Source organism: Dokdonia sinensis (assembly GCF_003688895.1).
Taxonomy (GTDB): Bacteria; Bacteroidota; Bacteroidia; order Flavobacteriales; family Flavobacteriaceae; genus Dokdonia; species Dokdonia sinensis.
In genome coordinates, this window is sequence record NZ_REFV01000011.1 from 85,637 (window position 1) to 106,593 (window position 20,957).

The window sequence follows — 20,957 nt, forward strand, 5'->3', positions numbered from 1 at the left end:
TTGAATATGAGAAATAAAAAAAATAGGATACTCCCAAAAAAATATAATGTAGAGAGAGACCTAAATAAATATATTAGAACCCCAACAAGAATATGAATTCCTAGAAGTGTCAAGTATGTATTTTGTCTAGATAAATTCACGAGCCTAAGATATCAAAGCTTTATATATAGGAACCAGCTTATTTATAAAAGCTTCTTGACTATATTTTTTTTGTACGCTTTCGCGAAAGCGTAAACCTATTAATTTAAGTTCATGTTCACTCTTCTCGTATAATCCTGCAAGAGCTTCTGGCAACTCGCTAGTTACGTTATCAATAATAACTCCTTGATTTCCTACGACTTCGGCACATTGTCCAACATTTGTTACAACAACCGGTAGACCACCATGTCCATATTCAAGTATCGAGATCGGTAACCCTTCTGAAACCGATGCAAGAACTCCTATAGCACTCTGCTTTAAAATATTGTTTATATCGTCACAACTCCCGTATAAAAAGACATTGTTATTCAAATGATTATCAGCAATTACTCTATTTACCATCTCTGAATATTCATCATTAAATGATTTACCTACGAGATGCAATGTCCACCCAGGGTAATGCTCTATACTTTTCTGAAAAGATTTTATGAGCTCAACGTGATTTTTCTGTGGTCGAAGATTTGCCAAGCAAACAACTCTCTTTCCATCTATTCCTTTAAGAAATGTTTTTTTCTTTGATTCTTGAGCTAAAGTTGCAAAGTTTCTTAAAAAATAGACTTCTTTTATCTTTAATACTTCTTTAGACCAATCTGCAAGTGTTTCATTTACCGCAATTGTAGCGTCAATGTATCTTGCTAAAATTTTTAGGGTTTTATAAGGGCGATGGACTATTGCATCGCTCATCCCATAATGGTCGTGCCATACGATCTTGAGCTTTCTATTATCAATTTTTGCAAGTACGGCTAGCAAGATAGATGTAGAATGTGCATGTATGATTTCTATCTGCTCTTTCCTTACCCATTTAAAGAACTTTCGAAATGCCATAAAGTCCAACTTTCCCTTTTTCTCGAGCAAAAAGAAGTTTACATCCTTATTTATTTCCTTTTCTAGAGCGCCTGTCCTTCTCGTTGCACATAGATAAGATATTACTGGCTCTGATGATAGCGCATTTGCAATGTTAACCGCCATACGTTCGGCACCGCCAGCATCTAGAGAATCTATGAGTTGTAGTACTTTCACGAGAGCAGTTTTTTAATTTCGATAGCAAAGGTATCCATTGTATACTGTCTTGACCACCCTATTGCCTTCTTGCTCATTTCTGATAGATGACTAATATCATTTAAACTTTGTTTGATTTTATCTAAATCTATACGCTGTAGATCATCAATTAGTATCCCTCGTTCTCCATAACCAAGCATCCAGGGTACGCAGGATACACTTGTCGCTATGGGAACTGCTCCCCAGAACATTCCCTCAGCAATGACCTTAGGCCAGCCTTCGCTTTGTGAGAGCAACAGGACAAAATGAGCGTTTTTGTAGGCCTCCTTGACTACTTCGGCAGGCTGGTTCCCGAGTAATTTTATGTGCTCTTGTAAATTACTCTCTTTACAAAATTGCTCAATATCATCCTTCAACGGGCCGTCACCAAACATATCAAGGGATATATCAATCCCTCGATGGCGCAATTTTTCAACTAATTTAACGGTTTCCAATGGTCGCTTATTGGCTCCCATAGTACCAGCATAAACTGCTCTTAATGATGTGTTGAAGTCTTTTTTTATGATTATCTCTTTATCACTATTAAAATAACTTGCCGTAAAAAAAGGTTTTATGTTTTTTGTCATCCCCTCCCACTCACCATAAACGAGTACCTGCATATTTCTGGTTAAAAACGTATTTGCAAGTAACCATTTTTGCATTCTGTATGAAAGTGGTTGTTTTGAATTAGGATCCCAGTTTCCGGCATACTTTGCAGTTTTCTTTTTGTGAGGGAAAAGCATTTGAACGAAACATCCTAAAAGTGTAAGGTTACCTGGCGCTCTTAAATGTATATGGTCCGCCTTAAGCATTTGATTGAAAAGTATAATGACTTGGAAAGGTATGGTAACTATAGAAACTATTGCCGAGATAAAATTGTGAAATTCTAGGCGCCTGAGTCCTTTTACTAGTATATTCTGATGATTAAACCCACTCGTAAGCAATCCCTTTTTATAGCGTGTTGGACATACAAAAGTTGCCTGATCTACAAACTTGAGCCAGAGATCCATTTCCTTTACGTAAGGTGCATAAGCGACGTATTCCTCTCCTTTACGAAGAATGGGCGCGTCCGAAATGACTAAAAATCTCATAGGATGTAGTCTTTAGAATCATTTTGACTCACAACTTTAGCGGGTACACCTAAAACTGTAACACCTTCAGGTACGTTACCACTAACTAAAGAATTAGCACCTATTACAGAATGACTTCCTACCTTAATTTTTCCGACTAGCACAGCATTTGCACCTATATAAACGCGATCTCCCACTATTGGGACTCCTCGCCTCTCTCCACGTCCGCTCACGCCAATGGTTACTCCTTGTGCAATATTGCAATGGTTACCTATAACAGCATCAGAGCTTATAATTATTCCAGAATGATGACCTATGTATAAACCATCTCCTATAGTAGCCGAGTATGGTAAGGTAATACCCGTGAGTATTTCAATCCATTTTTGATTGAGAACGCCAAGTGCTAATAAAGGCAGTTTTAAAATTTTAGGTAATTTAGAAGTGTATACTGCATTAAATAATCGGTACACAAATAATGCCCAGAGACCTTGCTGCGTAAGTAATAATATGATTACACCCCGATTGCTATATTGCTTGTAACGCTGTATGTCCTTTTTAAAACGCATTTATTTCGGTTTGCTTAAAAGTAGGCTAAAAAGACCAACCGTACGACCTAAAAATTCGGTAAGTGCTTCCTGACGGTCTGGGGTTGTTATCACATTAAGCAATCGGATTCCTATAAGTATGCTACTAATTGCATACCATTTAAAAATGTTTTTAACGCCAGGTTTAGGATGCATCACTCTCCACACATACCAACCGTTACGTGTGACCATTCTGCCGTACTTGAATTTATTAGGTCTCCCTGACGGATCGTGATGATGTTCTAAATTTGCCCCAGTATGGATGTATAAAGGTCCTAGTTTTGATATTCTGAAAGTATAATCTGCATCTTCATAAAGTCCGTAGCCCTCAAAATATTCTGAAAACTTATGTTCCTTAAGTATATGAAGCGGAAAACTGGAAACTCCACCCATAAGTTGCCTCACCTCATAGACTTTACCAGATGGTGGCAAAAAACTAGTGGAGCGCCCGTGACCAAATTTCGGCAAAATACCCGGAGGTTTATTAGAATCTAACCCTAATTTACGACGCAACTTAAACCGGCTTCCCTCTTTCCTTCTGTAGCCATCATAATAAAAATGATGAAGGTCATTCGGAATTTCTTGCTCGACCTTTTCCCATTGCACCTCATTATCGATATAACCACCTACTCCCAAGGCATCAGGAAATTTCTGATAAACTTCTAAAATATTTTCAAAATAGGTAGTTTTCAAAATTGTATCATCATCTAGAAAAAAAACTATATCTACATCATTCTGAACTTTTTCTATCCCCCAGTTGCGCTGTTTTGTTAAGCCCCTATGGTCTGGCGGCACCTTATGGTATTTTAAGTTTTTTATTCCGCTTTCGCGAAAGCGGAACCCAGTTTCATCATCAGTACTTCCGTCTATGACTAAAATCTCATCTGGATATACCGTCTGTCTCTGCACGGAAGCCAAAAGCGTTGCTAATGGTTCCGGACGCATATAGGTACAAATAATGAGTGAAATTTTCTTATTCATCTAGCGGAAGTTTAGAGGCCCATAAACGACTGCTTGACCACGCTTTTTTGTAATAGCGCACATAGGTAAAGGGGTTCTTAATAGATTGGCTTCGGAAATATTTAAAGAATAGTATCCACTTGTAACCTCGGAGCTGTTCTAGCGTGGTATTCTTTGTCCTGTGATACATTATTTGTGGTGAAGGTTTTGGTTGTATTTTATCATCTTTCCACGGGAATGATGGTGTGCTTCTAAAACCTCCAGTAGGTGCTTTGAGGTGCCTAATTTGTATTTCAGGGATATATAAAACATCTGCACCCAGATTGCGTATTTGCATTCCAAAATCTACATCTTCTCCATAGCCGTGCTCTAGCGCCATATCAAAAAAGGCTTTATTGATAATGTTTTTATGAACTAAGCTACAACCTGAACCAAAATAAGGCCATTGTTTTATTCTCTTATTCGTTTCGACCTCACCGTTCTGTAAATAGGACATATTGATACACAAAGCCCCAGTTTTTTCTAGCGTGTGCTTTATCTGGTTCAGCACATTAGGCTCAAGCCTTCCATCATCGTCAAAAAGAAAGACCCAATCTGCATTACTTTTTGCAATGGCAAGGTTGCGAGCATTGCAGGCTCCGGTCTGATGCGTGAAAATATGGATGATCTCAAAAGGCCATTCTTCTGAAGCTATATAATCAAGTGCCGTCTTACTATGAGGTTCTGGATTTTGTTCTACAATAATAATACGCTCAGGTAGATGTGATTGATTTTTAAAATCAAGTAAAACGTCGTGCAAATATTCTTTTCTTCCCAAAGTTGGAATTACAACATCTACGGTAAAAGGTTCTTCTATGCTAAGCGTAGAGTCCCAAGGTATTTCATTAAAATCTATTTCTAAAGCTGTTTTCTTTTCCAAAAATAATGCGCCTATTAACGTAAACACGGGAAAGAGTTTTTCGTACCGTACTTGCATCAATAGCATAAAAAATAGCCATCGTTTTTTATAATTCTGCTTTATAAAAGCATACAGTTCTTTTGTGGTTGCCTTTTGGCTATTCGCAAGGTTAGGCTCCTTTAATAAGCGTGGTTCCGATTGACAGATTAAACCACGTGGTTGTAGCTTTCGCGAAAGCATATTTAAAAAAAAATCCAACGTCTTATTGGTATCTATTTTAGTGGTGATCGCATTTAAGACGCTAGCGTGCAATCCACCAATGAAACTATGCATTTGCCAGGTAGGATACGTCACATCAGGGTTTACTTTTATAAAGGGACTATCTTCTATGTACCCTATATGATTAGATAAAAATGGATGCGTTACATCGCCATAGCTCAGCATTAATCGCCGATGATGAAACAATTTCTTAATATCACTTAAATTTATAAACTCGCGCGCCTGCTCACTACACCACAAAATGAGTTTTTCAGGAAATTGCTTAGCACACTCCAGAAGAACCTCTGTTGCTACCTTTTTATGATATGAGACTGGATTACCGAGATCATCCTCAACTGCCGAAACCAGACCCGCTATGTGATAGACGATAATCATATTGTAAGTATCCTTTTATAAAAGGCAATGTTCTTATGGACAAGTTTATTAATATCAAATTTCTGTTCAACAGATTTTCGTGCTTGTTGTCCCAACCGCTTTGATTTCTCCACGTCATTAAAAAGCAAATCTATACTATTTACATAAGCATCAATATCATCTGGGTGGTGCATAAAACCATCTACGCCGTGTGCTATAAGATCTTGTGCCCAACCTATATTTGTGTTCACTACCGCTTTTTGTAGCGCCATAGACTCAATAGTGACCATTCCCAACGTCTCTGCAAGAGAAGGGAAAACACAGACGTGGGCTTTTATAATTTCGTTTTTAACCTCTGCATATGGGATTTTACCTAGGTAGAAAATACTAGTTTTTGCCTCTGGGGTCATCTGTTCTTGCATTAACTCCCAAGTAGAGCTCTTTCCTGTATAGACATCGTAACTATCTGCCCCAATAAAATATAATTGAGCATCTGGATGTATCTTTATGAGCTTATTAAACATTTCAATAAGTTGAAATACTCCTTTCTTTCGTATGAGAGTACCTATGTTTAATAGGCGTTTAGACTCAAAATTTTCAGGACGTTCATTTACAAAATTTTCTAATTCTAGACCGTAATGAATTACCTCTAGTTTTTCGATGGGTTGGTTGAAGAGTCTCATACTCTCCGTACCTGCAAAGGTGGTAGGTGCGATAAAAGCAGTAGCATTTTTTACCGCTTGTTTTTCGAAGAAGGCATTCTTTTTCTTTTGTGGACGACCTTCGATATGGCAAAAATAGGTGTCACTTCCGTGAAAACGTATCACGAGAGGTTTCCTGATATTCATAAAAGCCGTAATTCCTGTCCAGTCTGGTGCTTCTATGAGATCAATTTCTTGCAAATGCTTATTTAAATAACGTTGAATATACTTTCGATAAAAGTAAAATCCTCCAAAACGATATTTTATGTGTCTAATTAAATGAAAAGTTACTCCGTTCTCACTAAATACCTCATCCGCTTTTTGACCGTAGACAAATAGGCTTACCTGATGACCTTGATCTACAAGAGCTGTTACGAGATTTTTGATACTGGTTCCCATCCCTCCGGAATTTCCTAATTTAGGATGTGGATACTCTGGTGTGAGATAGGCGATGTGCATTAGTCTAAAAGAATTTCTTGTGTTAGGACTTCTGTAAACCGCTCTGCACCTTCTTTGTTCAAGTGACCGCAATTTGAATAGTATTGTTCTTGGTCATCAAAAATAGCAATGTAGTTTTTTAATTTGGGATATCTCTCTGTTAATGCATCCATATACGCATCTCTATTAGCCGTGTTTTTACAATACGGAGCTGTAAAGAAGATGATATTTTCGTTGATTGATTGTATCGCATCTAATTCATCATTATTATTTGCTATTTCTTTAGGAAAGGTGACACTAACAGCAGTACCTATACCTTGTAAGGGTTTGAATCCATTACTCAAATTATTACTCGGTTCTTTACCTGCATATTGCAGAATCATTTCCCTAATTCCGGTAAGCTTATCATTAGAAGCAAACCTAATAAAAGGTATTTTATAAGCTATTGGTAAATTGAGTTCTTCCTTTATTTTCTTTGGAAAGTCATCCCTACCGACAAAAGGGACTAGATTAGCTAAAAAAGCGGGAGAATAATCATTGAGGTTATAACTATAGTCAAGTTGGACTAACATTTTTTCAAACGTGACTCTGTTTTCTTTAAGAAGTGAAATAAGAACTCTGTAGTCATTGAATCTGCCCCCTTGAAGTCCTAGATTAATACAGGATTTTCCAGTAAGATTTTCTATCTGCCCACAGTCAATATGATTTTCAACGCGAGAACTACCTAAAAAAATATAGTCAATGTGTTCATTCTTTAGATTTGCAACTAATTGTATTTTATTTCGTGGGAATTCATTTCGAAAAGCGGTAGAATAAACATAGTCAAGTACTATCATTAGTGTTAACGTAACGATTACAATACTGGCTATATATAAAACTAATCTTCTCACTAGAATTGAAAGTATATAAAGTCGTTATGGTTAGAATATACCCCCAAGGTAAGCAACATCAGAATTACTGCAGTAATCTTAAACCATTTCCATCTTCCGTTAAAGGGGTGCTCCTGTGTTCTATTAAACCACTCAAAGAGTATTAAAATCAATATAATTAACACCATCTCGACGTTGTAACGTTCAATATTTAAGTATTCTAAACGAAACGATACATTTGTAAATAATCGCTTTAAATAGTCCAGAGCAACCGAAACACTGTCAGCTCTAAAAAAGATCCAGGCTAAACAGGCCAAGGTAAATGTAAAAATCATCTGACCAAGCTCCTTTAATTTAGGCAAGAGCCTATGCATAGCAACCTGGTTGAGATTTCTTCTATTTGAATTCAACAATAAAATAGGAATAAAAAAAGCTGCGTGAAGCGCTCCCCAAACAATAAATGTCCAGTTTGCACCGTGCCAGAATCCACTCACTAAAAATATGATCAACACATTGCGTAACTGGTTGAGCTTAGAACAACGAGAACCTCCTAAGGGAATGTAGAGATAGTCCCTAAACCAAGTAGAAAGTGAAATGTGCCATCTCCTCCAGAATTCTGCCATATCCCTAGAAAAATAGGGATAGTTGAAATTGCGCATTAAGTCAAAGCCCAGCAGTCTAGCAGAACCAATAGCAATATTAGAATAACCTGCAAAATCACCGTAAATCTGAAATGCAAAATAAAAAGCTCCTAATAACAAACTCAGAGAATTCATTTCTTGATAATTCTCAAAAATCGCATTTACATAGGGCGCACAACTATCTGCAATTACTACCTTTTGAAACAGACCCCATAGTATTAAATTAATCCCAGAGATTCCCTGCTCCTGGTTGAATTCTCGCTTTTTCGCAAACTGGGGAAGTAAATTCGTCGCTCTTTCGATAGGGCCCGCAACTAACTGTGGAAAGAAGGCGACGTATGCTGCAAAATTTACAAAGTTTGATGTTGCTTCTAACTTTTTACGGTACACATCAATCGTGTAGCTCAGCGTTTGAAAGGTGTAAAAAGAAATCCCTACAGGTAGGATAATGTTTAAGGTGCTTTTATGCATTGCTATCCCAAAGGATGCAAAGGCATCTATCCAACTATCAATAAAAAAATTATAATATTTAAAAAACCCAAGTAATCCTAGATTCACAAAAAGGGAAATCCCTAAAAGCAATTTTCTTTTTTTCCTAGCATCACTCCCTTGAATACTGAGGCCAATTAAATAATCCACCACCGTACTAAAAGCAATGAGTGAGAGAAAACGCCAATCCCACCATCCATAGAAAACATAACTCCCTAAAAGTATAAAGATGTTTTGTCCCTTTAAGGTATTCTTAAGTAAAAACCAATATACCGCAAAAACTATGGGTAAAAAGACAAGATATTCTAGCGAATTGAAAAGCATAAATTAATAAATTTCCTTTTCAGCTAAAAGAATGGTCCAAGGGAGTGGTGTTTCTACTGCAATCACTTTACCGAAATTTCTTTCTATTAATTTAATTATTGATGATTTAGACCAATGATTTAAGTGACCAGGGGTATTTCCTAAATCACCCCAATATTTAAATCTACACATATTCAAAATACGCCAGATAGGTTCTCTGGGAACCCCTAATATTAAATACCTTTTTGAGATTCTTTTCAACTCTTTTAAAGCTACTTCGGGGTGATCTAAATGTTCCAAAACCTCAAGTAAAAAGACGAGATCCGTACTATTATCCTCGTATGTCAAATCGTACACACTTTCTTGAAATATTTTAGTTCTTGGATTAAGAATACTGGCTTTTTGAACATTATCAGGAACAAACTCAGAAGCTGTCAAAAATGGCAAGAAGGCTCTAAGTCTGGCTGTAGACTCCCCTACCCCAGCGCCTATTTCATGAGCAGCGTGAACATCCTCTAGTCTATCTAGAAGTTTGGAGACAGAAACGAAGTAATTATTCACAAGATACTTTGCTATTCTACCTTGATTATTATACTTGCCACTAAAATTTTCGTCCTGAGGATTAGCTTTAAGTTTTGCGTGATCAATAGATGGCATAAATATGTATGATTATTTATAAACGTAAATTTTTGAAACCATAAGTCGTATGGGAAACAACAATATTATAGTCAAGATAGACGATAGCATATAATGTATTTGAATAGATAAAAAAGCATTGTAAATGAGATTTGCTAATGCATAAAAAACTAAGATATAGGCAATGAATTTGAAAAGCCTTAAAATATTATGCTTTTTAGCAAATAAATATCGCAGTTGTATAAAGTATAAAAAAAAATAGTTTATTGCATATACTATAAAGAAAGCCAAAGTTTCATTTAAAGAAAAGTAATTTACTAGGACAAATAAAAATGTGAGAACAAATAAATAACTAACCAAGCTAATAAGAACATACCTTTTTAATAGCGTCTTGTTAGTAGAAATGACTCTTTTTAACCAATCGTACATTATTTCATCTTCTTTTTCAAGGAATATAACATACGCTCTTGATTTCTTCTTATCCTACTCAACATATCTCCGATAAGCGCTAATATTAAAAACAAAAAGAAAATTCCAAAAAAAGCTAACGCAACAATCCCAAAGCTCTTGTAGGGACTAATACTGCCCGTTTTTATCCAATTTTTCAGTACGAACCCTCCTAGTAAAATGGAAATAAACAGAAAAAACAAACCAATGTTAAAAAAGAAATAAAAAGGAGCGTAATCTTTATAACATTTAAAGATAATTCTAGAAGTTCTTTTACCATACGTTAAGATATTACCAGCTACTCTAGATTCTCTGTCCGGAAAATATGTAACAGATATAGGTACCTGTTCAATGACTAAATTCTTATCCAATAAGTCTAAAATAGTTTCGTGAGTGTACGTAAAATTGCCATGAAGATTTAAATGTAATAATGCTTCTGAAGAATATGCTCTGAATCCACAAGATGCGTCCAAAATTTTGTTTCCACTTATTTTTGATATGATGCCATTTACAAGTTTATTTCCATAATACTTGACCTTTGACATATTGAGAGGTCTACCGTTCTCAAATCTAATACCTAATACAAAATCGGATAACTTATTTTTAATGGGCTCTATTAATTTCTGAATCTCACTACTTTTAAATTGACCGTCTGCGTCTATGCTTACAAATGTTCCATAATCGTTATCTATAGCAAATCCTATTGCCGTTTGAAAAGCTGCTCCAACACCTTTATTCGATTGATGTTTAATAATCATCGCCCCTGCTTTCTGTGCAAGTTGACTCGTATTATCATCACTCCCATCGTCTACCACAAGAACTTTTAATACTCCTAGATTTTCTAATGAGGTTATACTCTGGATTACTTCAACTATTGTTGTCGCTTCATTGAGGGCAGGCATATAAACCAATGTTGCATTCTTATTGTCCGCAGTCATATCTACAATTTATTGAATACTAAAATATCTAAGCGCAACTCATTAAAAACATAGATTACAGCAACGGTGAGCGCTATACATCTAAACCATATTTCGGGTATTCTTAGAGCGCTACTAGTCAAATAGAATCCTAATAAGTATGCCGGTAATAAGGGTAACCAATAACGGCTAAAACCCGTTCCAGCAAAAACTAGCCCAAGCATAATAAGAATTATTATCAAAAAGATTTTATTCCCCGCAGAAGAAAAGACCTTGAAATACCCATACAATGATAGAAACAATAAAGGAATGCTAAGCAACCAGCTACGCATACCCGTAATAGGAATAAATAATGACGCAAAGGCGGGAACACCATTTACTTTCCCTACTTCTTCGTGTCTTATCAGGCCTATTCCCGCTTTTAGATTATACAACAAACCGTGATTTTTAAACCTATTAAAATAACTTATACTATTGGTTTGCTCACTCTCTACTGTTCCTACATAATAAAACCATAAACCTAAGGGTATTAAAGCAAAAAGGACAGCAAAGACCAATTGTAAAATTTGAGAAAAATTCTTATTCTCATCTGCTTTTAAATATTTAATAAAAGCAAATAACACCAGCAAACCTACAACGGCATATAAATATCTAGTTAAAACTAGAAGTAAGGTAAAAATTAAGATGTAAATCCAATTCTTAAATTTAGTTACGTCTTCGCTAAGATAATAAAGGAGAATCCACAAAGAGCAGAATAATATACTATCTGGGTATAAAGATGAAATTGCCGAAACAAAATTTGTGTTTACGATTATAAGTAATACTATTAACGAGGTAATAGCTGGCTTATCCACAACTTTGGATATTGTTTTATGAGCATAAAAAACACCCACTAACGAAACGATTACTAAAAAAAGCCTAGAAAGAAAAATTCCTGATTCTATTCCGTTGATTAAGGAGAAAGCACTTATTATAAGAGGAACAACTGGAGTAACTGTGCTAGCACGCTCGTGCAGCATATAATTGCCGTTTTCTAATAAGTTTGTAGCGATATTAACATAGGTGATCTCATCTCCTGTTAACGGCAAAAAAAAGGTTCTCAGACCTGAAATAATTGAAATTCCAGCAAGCGTATATAGTATTGCAGGTCGTTCAAGAAGATTGCAGATTTTATTAAACATTATAAGTTATAGGTAATTTCATTTATCCCCTCCCAAATCCGCTCACTAGCCTTTTCTGGTTGCTCTGGTTTATTTACAATCCCAAACCATTCTTTAGTAACCGGGACAGGGTTCAAGGTTCCGTTAAGTAGACCTTTGATTCCGTCGTAAATCTCATTTTTATTTAATGCCCAAGTGACGCTTTTATCATAATCTGGCATTGATCTAAAATGAACGTACTTATAATTTTGACCTATATCGCGTATTCCCTTTTTGAGCTGTGGCTGCTCATAGTTTGGGTAAATAGTGGGTTTGTCGTGAGCTACAAAATCAAAGACCATACTGGAACAGATATTCACCACGAGCTCACAATGATGACAAGTGTTAACCAGTAATGCAAAATCCTCTTTAGTAGGCATTACTTGATTCCACTGCGAACCCATCGGTTTCCATAATGGGTCTATGGCGGTAATGACATCTTTGTACGTTTCCAGCACCGCATCATACCTTCCGGAAAAGTCTATAGGCACCTTACGATAGATAATAGCTACATCTTCCCCTTCATCGCGAAGCTTTCTTACGGCCACGGCAGTGTCTTCTAAATAATATTGATCTAAAGGTGATGTCGTTTGATCATCTCCAGAAAAGCAAATGTATCTTGTTTCCTCATTAAGGTTATGCTGCTTACAGAATTGCTTTCGCGAAAGCAATAAACTCCCATCATAATGTGGTTCAAACTGTGGCGTACCCGTAACAAAAATCTGCTCCGCTCTCGTTTTGGGATAATACTGAAGCAATTGATCTTTCATCAAGTCTGACCAAACAAAGTAGTAGTCAGTTTCAATCGTCGTCATCCCCTTGGGAAGATTGTCCCAACTATAAATCCAGCAAGCGGTCTTGATGCCAAGATCCTGCGCTGCCAGAATGGGCGCTATGGCCTGTGTTGCACGCTGTGTGGTACAAAAAACGAGGTCTGGACGGTGTTCTTCTAATTGTTCTTTAAGTTCTTGATAGCGCTCTGTAGATCGCTCTGCCGCTTGCATTTGATCCATCAACCTTTGCCAACCTTTTGGCGTAGCACTAAATCTTTCGTGATATTTGACAAAGGCACTTTTGGCGGCTTTCTTAACACTATTCCACTGTAGCGGAAATCTGTAAGTGGGGTAGACATTGTCGTTTTCCCGCTTTCGCGAAAGCGCAAGTTCCACCCTTTTTCTTGCGTGACTTAGTGTAGGCGTTTTAGGATGAATCTTAGTGTTTTTTATAACCACCTCCTTGTAACCCAATTCTTTCTCTAGAGAGAAGATGGTATTGTTCCAGTAGGTAATGTCAAAACCTTTCTCCTCACCTATTTCCTTGAATTTTGTGAACGCAAAATTGCGCAGGCCTACGCCGTCTGGGAAGAGAATAAAAACCTTTTTAGCCATCTGTTAAGCCTTGCGGTACTTAAGTTTATCTCGTTGTACCTGCTCTATGGGTAATATATCTGTTGCCTTATAGTCCAGCGCTTGATGCACCGCCCTAAGGTCTCTAGCAAGTTTTCTCATCCCCGCAGGCTCCAGGGAAGCACTATGATCTGTCCCTTTCCAAGTTCGATCTAAGGTATAGTGACGCTCCACGATATTTGCACCTAATGTATAAGCAGCAACATCTACCGCAATACCGAGGTGGTGGCCTGAAAAGCCAATATGCTTCACACGATCCCCATATTTCTCGATAAGTGTCTTGATATCTAATAGACAAACATCTGGAAATGGTACCGGATATCCCGAAGTACAATTGTACAGCACAAGGTCTTTACCCCTGTTGTGCTTTTCGAAGAATGTAACAAGTTCCTCTATTTCATCTCTGGTAGTCATTCCTGTAGAGCAATGAATTTCCCCTTCGTAGTTCTCACACAACCAGCCTAACATCTCGTAGTGATTATTACAGGCACTTGGTATTTTTATAAATTCTGGGTGAAGTCCCGCGATCTCCTTTGCACTTGTCGTATCCCAAACAGAGGTTGCATAGGTAATACCAAGCTCCTCACAAAAGTCCTTTAACTCGCTGTGTTGCGCCACGTCAAATTCCAAAAATTCCCGGTGAGCTCCGTAAGTGTCCCCATAAGAATTTACGGGATTGGGGTGCGGTGCTTCGTACTGCTCCTTAGTGAGAAGTTCTACATTGTGTCTTTTTTGAAACTTTACAGCGTCTACCTTGCAAAAAATAGCCGCGACTTTAATCATTTCCTTTGCGATTTCCATATCGCCTTTGTGATTGCCACCTATTTCTGCAATGGTATATGGGACTTTGTAATTACTCATAACGGTTGTTGTATTTAAATATAAAGTCGCAGGCCTCGCGTATCGCTCCTTCTGCACTATTATTCTGTAAGATAATATCTGCGTGATTCTTAATGGGCATTGTAGCGTTTGCAGGAGTGAGTGACCAGCCCACAGCACAAATATTTGCAAGATCATTTACATCATCACCTATATAAGCCATTTCTGAAAAGGAAATCCCACGGTCTGTCGCAATTCTCGATAGCAAGCTATATTTATCCTTAACGCCTAAGAATACATCTTTGATCTTTAATTTTTTCATTCGGCTGGCGACTATTTGAGAATCTTCTGAGGTCATCACCATCACCTCTACGTTGTGTTGACGTATAATCTCAAGTCCCATCCCGTCACGCATATCAAACTTTTTCATCAGCTCGCCTTCTGAGCCATAATAGATACATCCATCTGTAAAAACACCATCCACATCCAGAATAAGATGTGAGATGCGAGAAGCTCCTTTATTGGTTTTGAGCCTAGAAGCCAATAATTCTTCGACAATTTTCCAATCGGTGAGGGTGTCTATTTCTGTGAGACTGTCTTCTGGCATTTGTACGGTGGCAATGTTACCGCTGATTCTGTTTCCGCTCTTGCGAAAGGCTTTACTCGTCGTTACGTAGCACGCTCCATTTTCAATCAGTAAGCCATCAAAGTCCTGTCTGCGCGGTCGGTTAAAGACGTCATAATTTTTTGGAGTTCCATCTGCATTCCAAGTAAAGCGATGCGTGTTTACCACCGTAAGTGCCGAATCGTAGTTTTCATCATTCGAGACTTTGTCAATGCAAGCATTAATATATATAGCTGTTGTAAATGGTGAAGTGGCTTGAAGTAGGCATAAAATATCAAAAGATGCATCTAGTCCCTTAACAAACTCCTGCATTCCCATTTCGGTAGATGCTGTATCTGTAGCGCTTGCTTCACTACGCTTTACTGTTTGTACTTTATCTGTCCAATGATATTCTCGCTTACAAAATGAGATGATATCATCATCGTCTGTGTAAACATAAATACTATCCAGCGTGGATGCAATCGCCTCTCCTAGTACCCAGCAAAATAGTGGGCGTCCGAGTAGCTTCTTTTTATTCTTTCCAGGAATACCTTTGGAGCCTTTACGTAAGGGCAAGAAGCCTATAGATTTCATAAGTCAGCGTATTGTAGTGTTACCTTGAACAGCCTGTCAACTATTTGTTCGACAAAAGTATGTATTTTATGGGTAAAAGGTAAGGGATTATGTTGCTCTTTTTACAGACGGCTAGACAAGTCCTATGACCTCTTTACAGACGCTCCAACCGACGTCGATGCACATAGACAAGAGTTATAATAAAAGAACAGGAAAAGAAAAATGATCCGAACAGCGACGTCTTGCACAAAAACGCTCTTCACAGCATTCGTTACCTTTTACAAAGTTTGAAATAAGCGATTTACGTTAGTACTTTACGGGAGCAAGTTTATTCTTAGCATCAATTGTTTTTTGAGAAACTGTAATCCTGTACTTTAATGTGCTGGGCAACTTAAATAGTGTAGAAAAAACGACTTGTGAGAATGATTTAAAATACTTCAAATCTGTAAGCGCATATTTCCTAAAATTATGCAGGAGCGCTTTTAAAATCTTAAGTAAGGGTTTAGGATAGTAAACGATATAAAATTTAAGTGTATTCTGAAGTTGATGCTCAAATCTAAAGTAATTTCTGCCTGTGGCTTTTCTCTTTTCCACATCCACTCGATGGTTTACTTGAATATCATAGCAGTAAAGAATGTCGTACCCAGCATCCAAAACCTCAATAGCCACGGCAGATTCTTCTCCGTAAATATCCATCCATAGCGGAAAACCATTGGTTTCCTCGTATACGGTCTTCTTTATGGCAAATCCACAACCCACAAAATCATTAGTTAGATAGTTTGTAGCACTTTTAGCCTGCGCACGAGCTTCTGTGTCTGTTGCAAACAGACCACGCACTTCCTGAAAAGCTAGAATTCCGAGGTTTTTGCTTTCGCGAAAGCGTACTTCTACTTCTTCAATAAAATTAAGACTTAGGGGATGTGCATCGTCATCCAGTCCTATAAAAATAGTTCCCTGCGCATTTTTATAAAGCGCGTTACGTGCAGGTGAGGCGCTTATACTCGCGTCTAACTTGCTCCAATGCACCCAATCGTACTCCGGAATTAAAGGTTCTGTCTTCTCACAGCCGTCTATAAAAACCCGTACTTCGTGACGCTCGTGATCCATCATTACCTTGAGGACATCAAGTGTAGTCCTCAAATCTGCCGGTCGGTTTCTCGTTACGATTAGGAAGGAAATATCCATTACGATGAATGATTATAGACGTTTTTGTATAAATCGATTATCTGAGGTCGTAAGATACTTCTATTATAATTTTTGAGAATGAATTGCGTATTGAAGTCTTGAGCATTTTTTCTAAGCGACTCGTCAGTAATTGCTTTCTCGATGAGACCAGCAATTTCTTCTACGTCCAGCGGATTGTGTATGAGCAATCCGTTCTTCCCGTCTTGAATGACCTCCTCTGTCACCTTTCCAGGATTGGACTGGATGGGAAATGCGCCCATTCCCATAGCTTCGAGCAAGGCATTGGGCATCCCGTCAGAAAGGCTGTTTGCAACGTGAATACTACTGCTCCCCATAAGTTCCAGAAGCGTGGTGTTTTTGACAAAAGAATTTCTCGCAAATACTTTTGAAATGAGATCTGATAGCCTTTGCGAATTTCTGATCTGTTCCTCAACACTTCGATCTACACTATATAAAACGATATCATAAGTATTAAAATAGTTCTTGTCCACTAACTCAAGTGCTTGCAGGACCACAGATGCTTTACCTACGCCATCGTCATACCCTTTGATGAGAATGGTATTTCTTTCGGTGGTAGATTTAATGTGTGCGGGATCGAGGTCAAGGCCTCCATTGCCCGGAAATACTCCTAGAAATTTACCCTTAAATCCGTTTTCTTGAGCAATAGTCTGGTCTCTTTTACAATCTGTAATAAGGTAATTTGCCCTTTTTAGAAAATTTGAAACTTCTTGCTTAGTAAGTCCTAATCGTTTAAAGTCATAGATGTCGCTTCCCCAAGAGGAGTAAATCAAAGGAACCTCAACTTCTTGAAGCACAGAAAGAATTGGGATTCCTGCGAGTTGCATTTCAAAGCAATGTATGATGTCGGGTTGTATGTTTTGGTACGCTTTCGCGAAAGCGTTTACAACATCATTCTCATTGCGCTCTTGGAGCTTCTTATATAGGTTAGGTAATTTACTCTTGATGCTTGACCGCAAAGGAAAATCCCAGCGTAGTTTCCACCCTTTTATTTGGGTGACCCAAGGGATTTTAGAAGAAGGTGGTCCGCCATCTGTAATGTCAAACCAAAACACCTCGTGCCCCGAATGCTCCAACTGGTTAACCCATTGAAAAAAGTGGTGGTTTGGTATGGCAACGGTTAGGATTTTCAAGAAAGTAAATTTCTATAAGATTGATTAAATTTTTCTATATCAAAATGATTGAGCGCGTAGTTTCTTGCGTTTTCAGCTAAGGCTAGTCTTTTAATATCGTTTGTGATTAAATCACTCAAATTTTCTACAAAACTATCAATTATCTCAAGTTCTATTGATTCACCTACAAGAATACCATTCTCTTGATGACGTATATGCTCAGAAATCCCACCTACATCTGTGCATACGGGTATCACTCCGTGAGGCATTGCCTCCATAAGAACCATAGGAAAACCCTCGGTGCTAGAACAAATTATAATTAAATCTAATTCCTTGTAAAACTTTGAAAGGTCTGAGATTGTTGTAATCTCACCTACATAATTCACTCCCGCTTCTTGTATACGACTTTTCTCTCCTTTCATTCCAGAACCCGCCATCTTAAAATGGGTGCCAGTAAACTTTAATTTTATTTTTTTTGCAATTTCAAGAAATATCCACGGTCTTTTCTCATCAGACCATCGTCCGATAAAACCAACGTTTAATACCTCAGAAACTGGTTTGATTGAAAGGTCTTGAATATTTGATAGATCAACTCCATTTGAAATGATACGTATTTTATCTGGTGAGGCAATTATATTGTTCTCCCTATATATATTCAATACGTCTTCTTTGGCTTTTCTGTTGATGACCACTCGGGTATCGATATACTTAGCGGAGCTTGCTAAAGTTGATATTCTAGAATCATTAGGTGCTATGGCGTGTATTAAGTCTATACGCTGTTTTGAAGTATTAATTAATGATAAAATATCATAAAAATAAGTGCTGTTACAGCCAAAAACGTGTGTTACCGTTTTACTCCCATTGATTGCTTTTGCAATGGTGTTGAAAAGTGCCTTTCGAACTCTATTACTTTTCTTGTTGATAATACTATTAAGCTCAATAATGGTTGCGCTTTCGCGAAAGTGAGGTAAGTAATGATCTGTTGCCGAAAGATGGGTAAAAATAACCGTCACTTCTTTATGAGAAACAGCCTTTACAATATCGAGATGAACCTGCTCTGCTCCACCTAAATGGTAGTAAGGGAATATAAAGATAATGTCTGATTTACTTATAATAAACGATTTGAAATACCGAAATATGAATAGATAAATCCAGCCTAAACAATACTTTACAAACCGCTTTAACCTATTCATCCTAAGTTAGCAATTTGAGAATTCTTTATTTTACGATTTATGAAACTTAAAAGTATGAAAAGATAAAGCCTACATTTAAGTTTTAATGAAGTCATGAAATTTATAATATGGTGTTGACGAAATAACTTTATGAGATTTCGGTTTTGAGCAATTAAATTTTTATTGCTGGGAAAATAAAAATCTCGATACCATACTTTTAAATATCCTTTGAGAAATTTTTTTAAATCGGTTTTCCTTCTTCTTGTCAGCTCGTTTGAAATATCAGGAATAAATAATTGAAGACTATCGTAATACTTATCAATCATCATTACCCAATTTGAAACACTAGGATAATAAACCGTATCGTAAGGAACTTCGTTAAACACTTTATAGCTCACACCAGGTGTCAATAATGCTCTAATCATTAATTCTGGATCATTAAGTCGTGGGTATCCTTCCTTAAACCCTTTGAGTGACTTTACAAATTCACTTTTCCAAATAGGAGACATAATAGACCAAGGGAGCTTATAACTAAGAAAATCTTGGAGAAATGTGGTGTCAGTTCTTATTTCTTTCTTAATAATATTATCACCTGTTGAAATACCCATAGGGAATACTAAAAATGTGTCTTGCTCATTTTTTTCAAAATAAGATACTCTTGATTTAAGACAATCAACTTCTAATGTATCATCGGAGTCTAAGAAAATTATAAAATCACCAACTGCATTCTCTATTCCTATATTTCTACAAGAAGGAGCACCTTTAAGTTTTGAATCATCGCGTTGAAAGATTTGAAATCTGGAATCTTGACTTGCTATCTCTTTAAGTAAAGATACAGTCTGATCTGTAGAACCATCATCCACAATAATGCATTCCCAATTCTGAAACGTTTGTGCAATTACACTATCTAGTGTTTTTTGAATAATCTTTTCCCGATTATAAACTGGCATTACTATGGAAACCATCTTATTCATTATAGGTTATGATCTAGATATTGCATTTTAACTCTTGTTCGATAATAATAGTCATTTTGATTTTAACTCAAGGGCTTTCTTCTCAATCAAATGCCAAGATAGATATCCAAAAATAATTGCTAAGCTCATAGATGACAGGATAAAAACTAAAATACTTGGTTTTAAAAAATACAGTAGCAATTGCTGAATAGGAAAAGCATAAATATAAATTCCATAAGAAGCATCACCATACTTAGAAAAAGAACTTATTCCCTTAAGGGGGATAAATCCTATACCCAATACAACTAAAGGCAATAAAAGGTGCTTTGTCGTTATGAAAAAATCTAAGTGTATGGATACTAAGATCAAAACAAAGGAAACACCGACAAGCAATAGACTATTCCATTTCTCAAAGTCTAGAGTCGCCAGTAAGGTACCTACGACAAAAAAGCCTCCCAGATTAAGGATATGAACTCCCACCATTCCAGCAATCTCAGCACCTCCGACCTGATCGAGTGCAAAGTGAAACAAGAACATCATCACGAGCAGGACGACACAAACTAAAGCTACGATCAATCGCTTTTGCTTTCTTACCAAAAACAACAATGCAATAGCAAGATACAACGAGAATTCATACCTTATAGTCCACAACGATCCATTTATAGATTTATAGGGATGATGATCAAAAACTCCTGATATTACTCCTTGAAAACCATATAAGGACAAATTATACGGTCCGTAGGTCCAGTAACTTCGGTTAGATAATAACGACGTTTCCCCTTCATATATAAAGGGAACAATGAGGAGTGATAATACCAAAACCACAAGCAGACCGGGAAACACTCTCAAGACTCTTTTTTTTAAATAATCCCATAAATTCCTGCTTCGCTCACAGCTCCGATAAATAAAAAATCCGCTAATGACAAAAAAACCACTCAGCCCTAATCCCGAAAAACTTAATTGTCTATTTGTAATTGCATATAACCACTCCTTTTCTTCACCGACACCAGACAAAGCAAAGGAATGTGTAATTATAACAAATATGGCAAATAGAAAGCGAAGGAAGTCAAAGTTGTTATAGTGTCGTTTCATAC

At 37.0% G+C, this 20,957-nt stretch carries 19 protein-coding genes; all 19 read right to left on the bottom strand.

The features are described from left to right. Positions 1–144 precede the first annotated feature (144 nt). The 19 genes from EAX61_RS11705 to EAX61_RS11800 all read right to left on the bottom strand — a co-directional run bounded on the left by EAX61_RS11705 (position 145) and on the right by EAX61_RS11800 (position 20,955). On the bottom strand, positions 145–1,218 hold the full coding sequence (locus EAX61_RS11705) for a glycosyltransferase (RefSeq protein ID WP_121917883.1): 1,074 nt from the start codon (positions 1,216–1,218) through the stop codon (positions 145–147). Beyond that, positions 1,215–2,327, bottom strand: coding sequence for a glycosyltransferase family 4 protein (locus EAX61_RS11710; protein ID WP_121917884.1), 1,113 nt, complete (start codon positions 2,325–2,327; stop codon positions 1,215–1,217). Before EAX61_RS11710 ends, EAX61_RS11705 begins: the two co-directional genes overlap by 4 nt. Then, positions 2,324–2,872 carry a serine O-acetyltransferase gene (locus EAX61_RS11715; RefSeq protein ID WP_121917885.1) on the bottom strand — a complete coding sequence of 183 codons (549 nt, stop codon included), beginning with the start codon at positions 2,870–2,872 and terminating at the stop codon, positions 2,324–2,326. Before EAX61_RS11715 ends, EAX61_RS11710 begins: the two co-directional genes overlap by 4 nt. Then, positions 2,873–3,871 (bottom strand): glycosyltransferase family 2 protein, encoded by a 999-nt coding sequence (locus EAX61_RS11720; RefSeq protein ID WP_121917886.1) that lies wholly within the window; start codon positions 3,869–3,871, stop codon positions 2,873–2,875. It abuts the gene before it with no gap. Continuing rightward, positions 3,864–5,402, bottom strand: a complete 1,539-nt coding sequence (locus EAX61_RS11725) for a glycosyltransferase family 2 protein (protein ID WP_121917887.1) — start codon at positions 5,400–5,402, stop codon at positions 3,864–3,866. The genes EAX61_RS11720 and EAX61_RS11725 overlap by 8 nt, the downstream gene beginning before the upstream one ends. Continuing rightward, positions 5,399–6,541: a glycosyltransferase family 4 protein gene (locus EAX61_RS11730; RefSeq protein ID WP_121917888.1), complete on the bottom strand. Its 1,143-nt coding sequence runs from the start codon at positions 6,539–6,541 to the stop codon at positions 5,399–5,401. The genes EAX61_RS11725 and EAX61_RS11730 overlap by 4 nt, the downstream gene beginning before the upstream one ends. Beyond that, positions 6,541–7,356: a hypothetical protein gene (locus tag EAX61_RS11735; protein ID WP_236642037.1), complete on the bottom strand. Its 816-nt coding sequence runs from the start codon at positions 7,354–7,356 to the stop codon at positions 6,541–6,543. Before EAX61_RS11735 ends, EAX61_RS11730 begins: the two co-directional genes overlap by 1 nt. 53 nt (positions 7,357–7,409) lie before the next feature. Next, on the bottom strand, positions 7,410–8,843 hold the full coding sequence (locus tag EAX61_RS11740; protein WP_121917890.1) for an MBOAT family O-acyltransferase: 1,434 nt from the start codon (positions 8,841–8,843) through the stop codon (positions 7,410–7,412). Between the two features lie 3 nt (positions 8,844–8,846). Next, positions 8,847–9,479: a class I SAM-dependent methyltransferase gene (locus tag EAX61_RS11745; protein WP_121917891.1), complete on the bottom strand. Its 633-nt coding sequence runs from the start codon at positions 9,477–9,479 to the stop codon at positions 8,847–8,849. A 407-nt stretch (positions 9,480–9,886) separates the two neighbouring features. After that, on the bottom strand, positions 9,887–10,843 hold the full coding sequence (locus tag EAX61_RS11755) for a glycosyltransferase family 2 protein (protein ID WP_121917893.1): 957 nt from the start codon (positions 10,841–10,843) through the stop codon (positions 9,887–9,889). Between the two features lie 2 nt (positions 10,844–10,845). After that, positions 10,846–12,003, bottom strand: coding sequence for a glycosyltransferase family 39 protein (locus tag EAX61_RS11760; RefSeq protein WP_121917894.1), 1,158 nt, complete (start codon positions 12,001–12,003; stop codon positions 10,846–10,848). Then, positions 12,003–13,409 (bottom strand): glycosyltransferase family protein, encoded by a 1,407-nt coding sequence (locus EAX61_RS11765; protein ID WP_121917895.1) that lies wholly within the window; start codon positions 13,407–13,409, stop codon positions 12,003–12,005. The genes EAX61_RS11760 and EAX61_RS11765 overlap by 1 nt, the downstream gene beginning before the upstream one ends. A 3-nt stretch (positions 13,410–13,412) precedes the next feature. Further along, the gene (locus EAX61_RS11770; RefSeq protein WP_121917896.1) at positions 13,413–14,288 is read right to left on the bottom strand and encodes an N-acetylneuraminate synthase family protein; all 876 of its coding nucleotides are present in this window, start codon (positions 14,286–14,288) and stop codon (positions 13,413–13,415) included. After that, the gene (locus EAX61_RS11775) at positions 14,281–15,444 is read right to left on the bottom strand and encodes an acylneuraminate cytidylyltransferase (RefSeq protein ID WP_121917897.1); all 1,164 of its coding nucleotides are present in this window, start codon (positions 15,442–15,444) and stop codon (positions 14,281–14,283) included. Before EAX61_RS11775 ends, EAX61_RS11770 begins: the two co-directional genes overlap by 8 nt. A 285-nt stretch (positions 15,445–15,729) precedes the next feature. Continuing rightward, the gene (locus EAX61_RS11780) at positions 15,730–16,608 is read right to left on the bottom strand and encodes a glycosyltransferase family 2 protein (RefSeq protein ID WP_121917898.1); all 879 of its coding nucleotides are present in this window, start codon (positions 16,606–16,608) and stop codon (positions 15,730–15,732) included. Continuing rightward, a complete protein-coding gene (locus EAX61_RS11785; RefSeq protein ID WP_121917899.1) occupies positions 16,608–17,759 on the bottom strand; it encodes a glycosyltransferase family 4 protein in 1,152 nt (383 codons plus the stop codon). Before EAX61_RS11785 ends, EAX61_RS11780 begins: the two co-directional genes overlap by 1 nt. Then, positions 17,756–18,931, bottom strand: coding sequence for a glycosyltransferase family 4 protein (locus EAX61_RS11790; RefSeq protein ID WP_121917900.1), 1,176 nt, complete (start codon positions 18,929–18,931; stop codon positions 17,756–17,758). Before EAX61_RS11790 ends, EAX61_RS11785 begins: the two co-directional genes overlap by 4 nt. Then, positions 18,928–19,884 carry a glycosyltransferase family 2 protein gene (locus tag EAX61_RS11795; RefSeq protein ID WP_121917901.1) on the bottom strand — a complete coding sequence of 319 codons (957 nt, stop codon included), beginning with the start codon at positions 19,882–19,884 and terminating at the stop codon, positions 18,928–18,930. The genes EAX61_RS11790 and EAX61_RS11795 overlap by 4 nt, the downstream gene beginning before the upstream one ends. A 51-nt stretch (positions 19,885–19,935) precedes the next feature. After that, entirely contained in the window at positions 19,936–20,955 is a 1,020-nt protein-coding gene (locus EAX61_RS11800; protein WP_121917902.1) for an acyltransferase family protein, read from the bottom strand. Between the last annotated feature and the right edge of the window lie 2 nt (positions 20,956–20,957).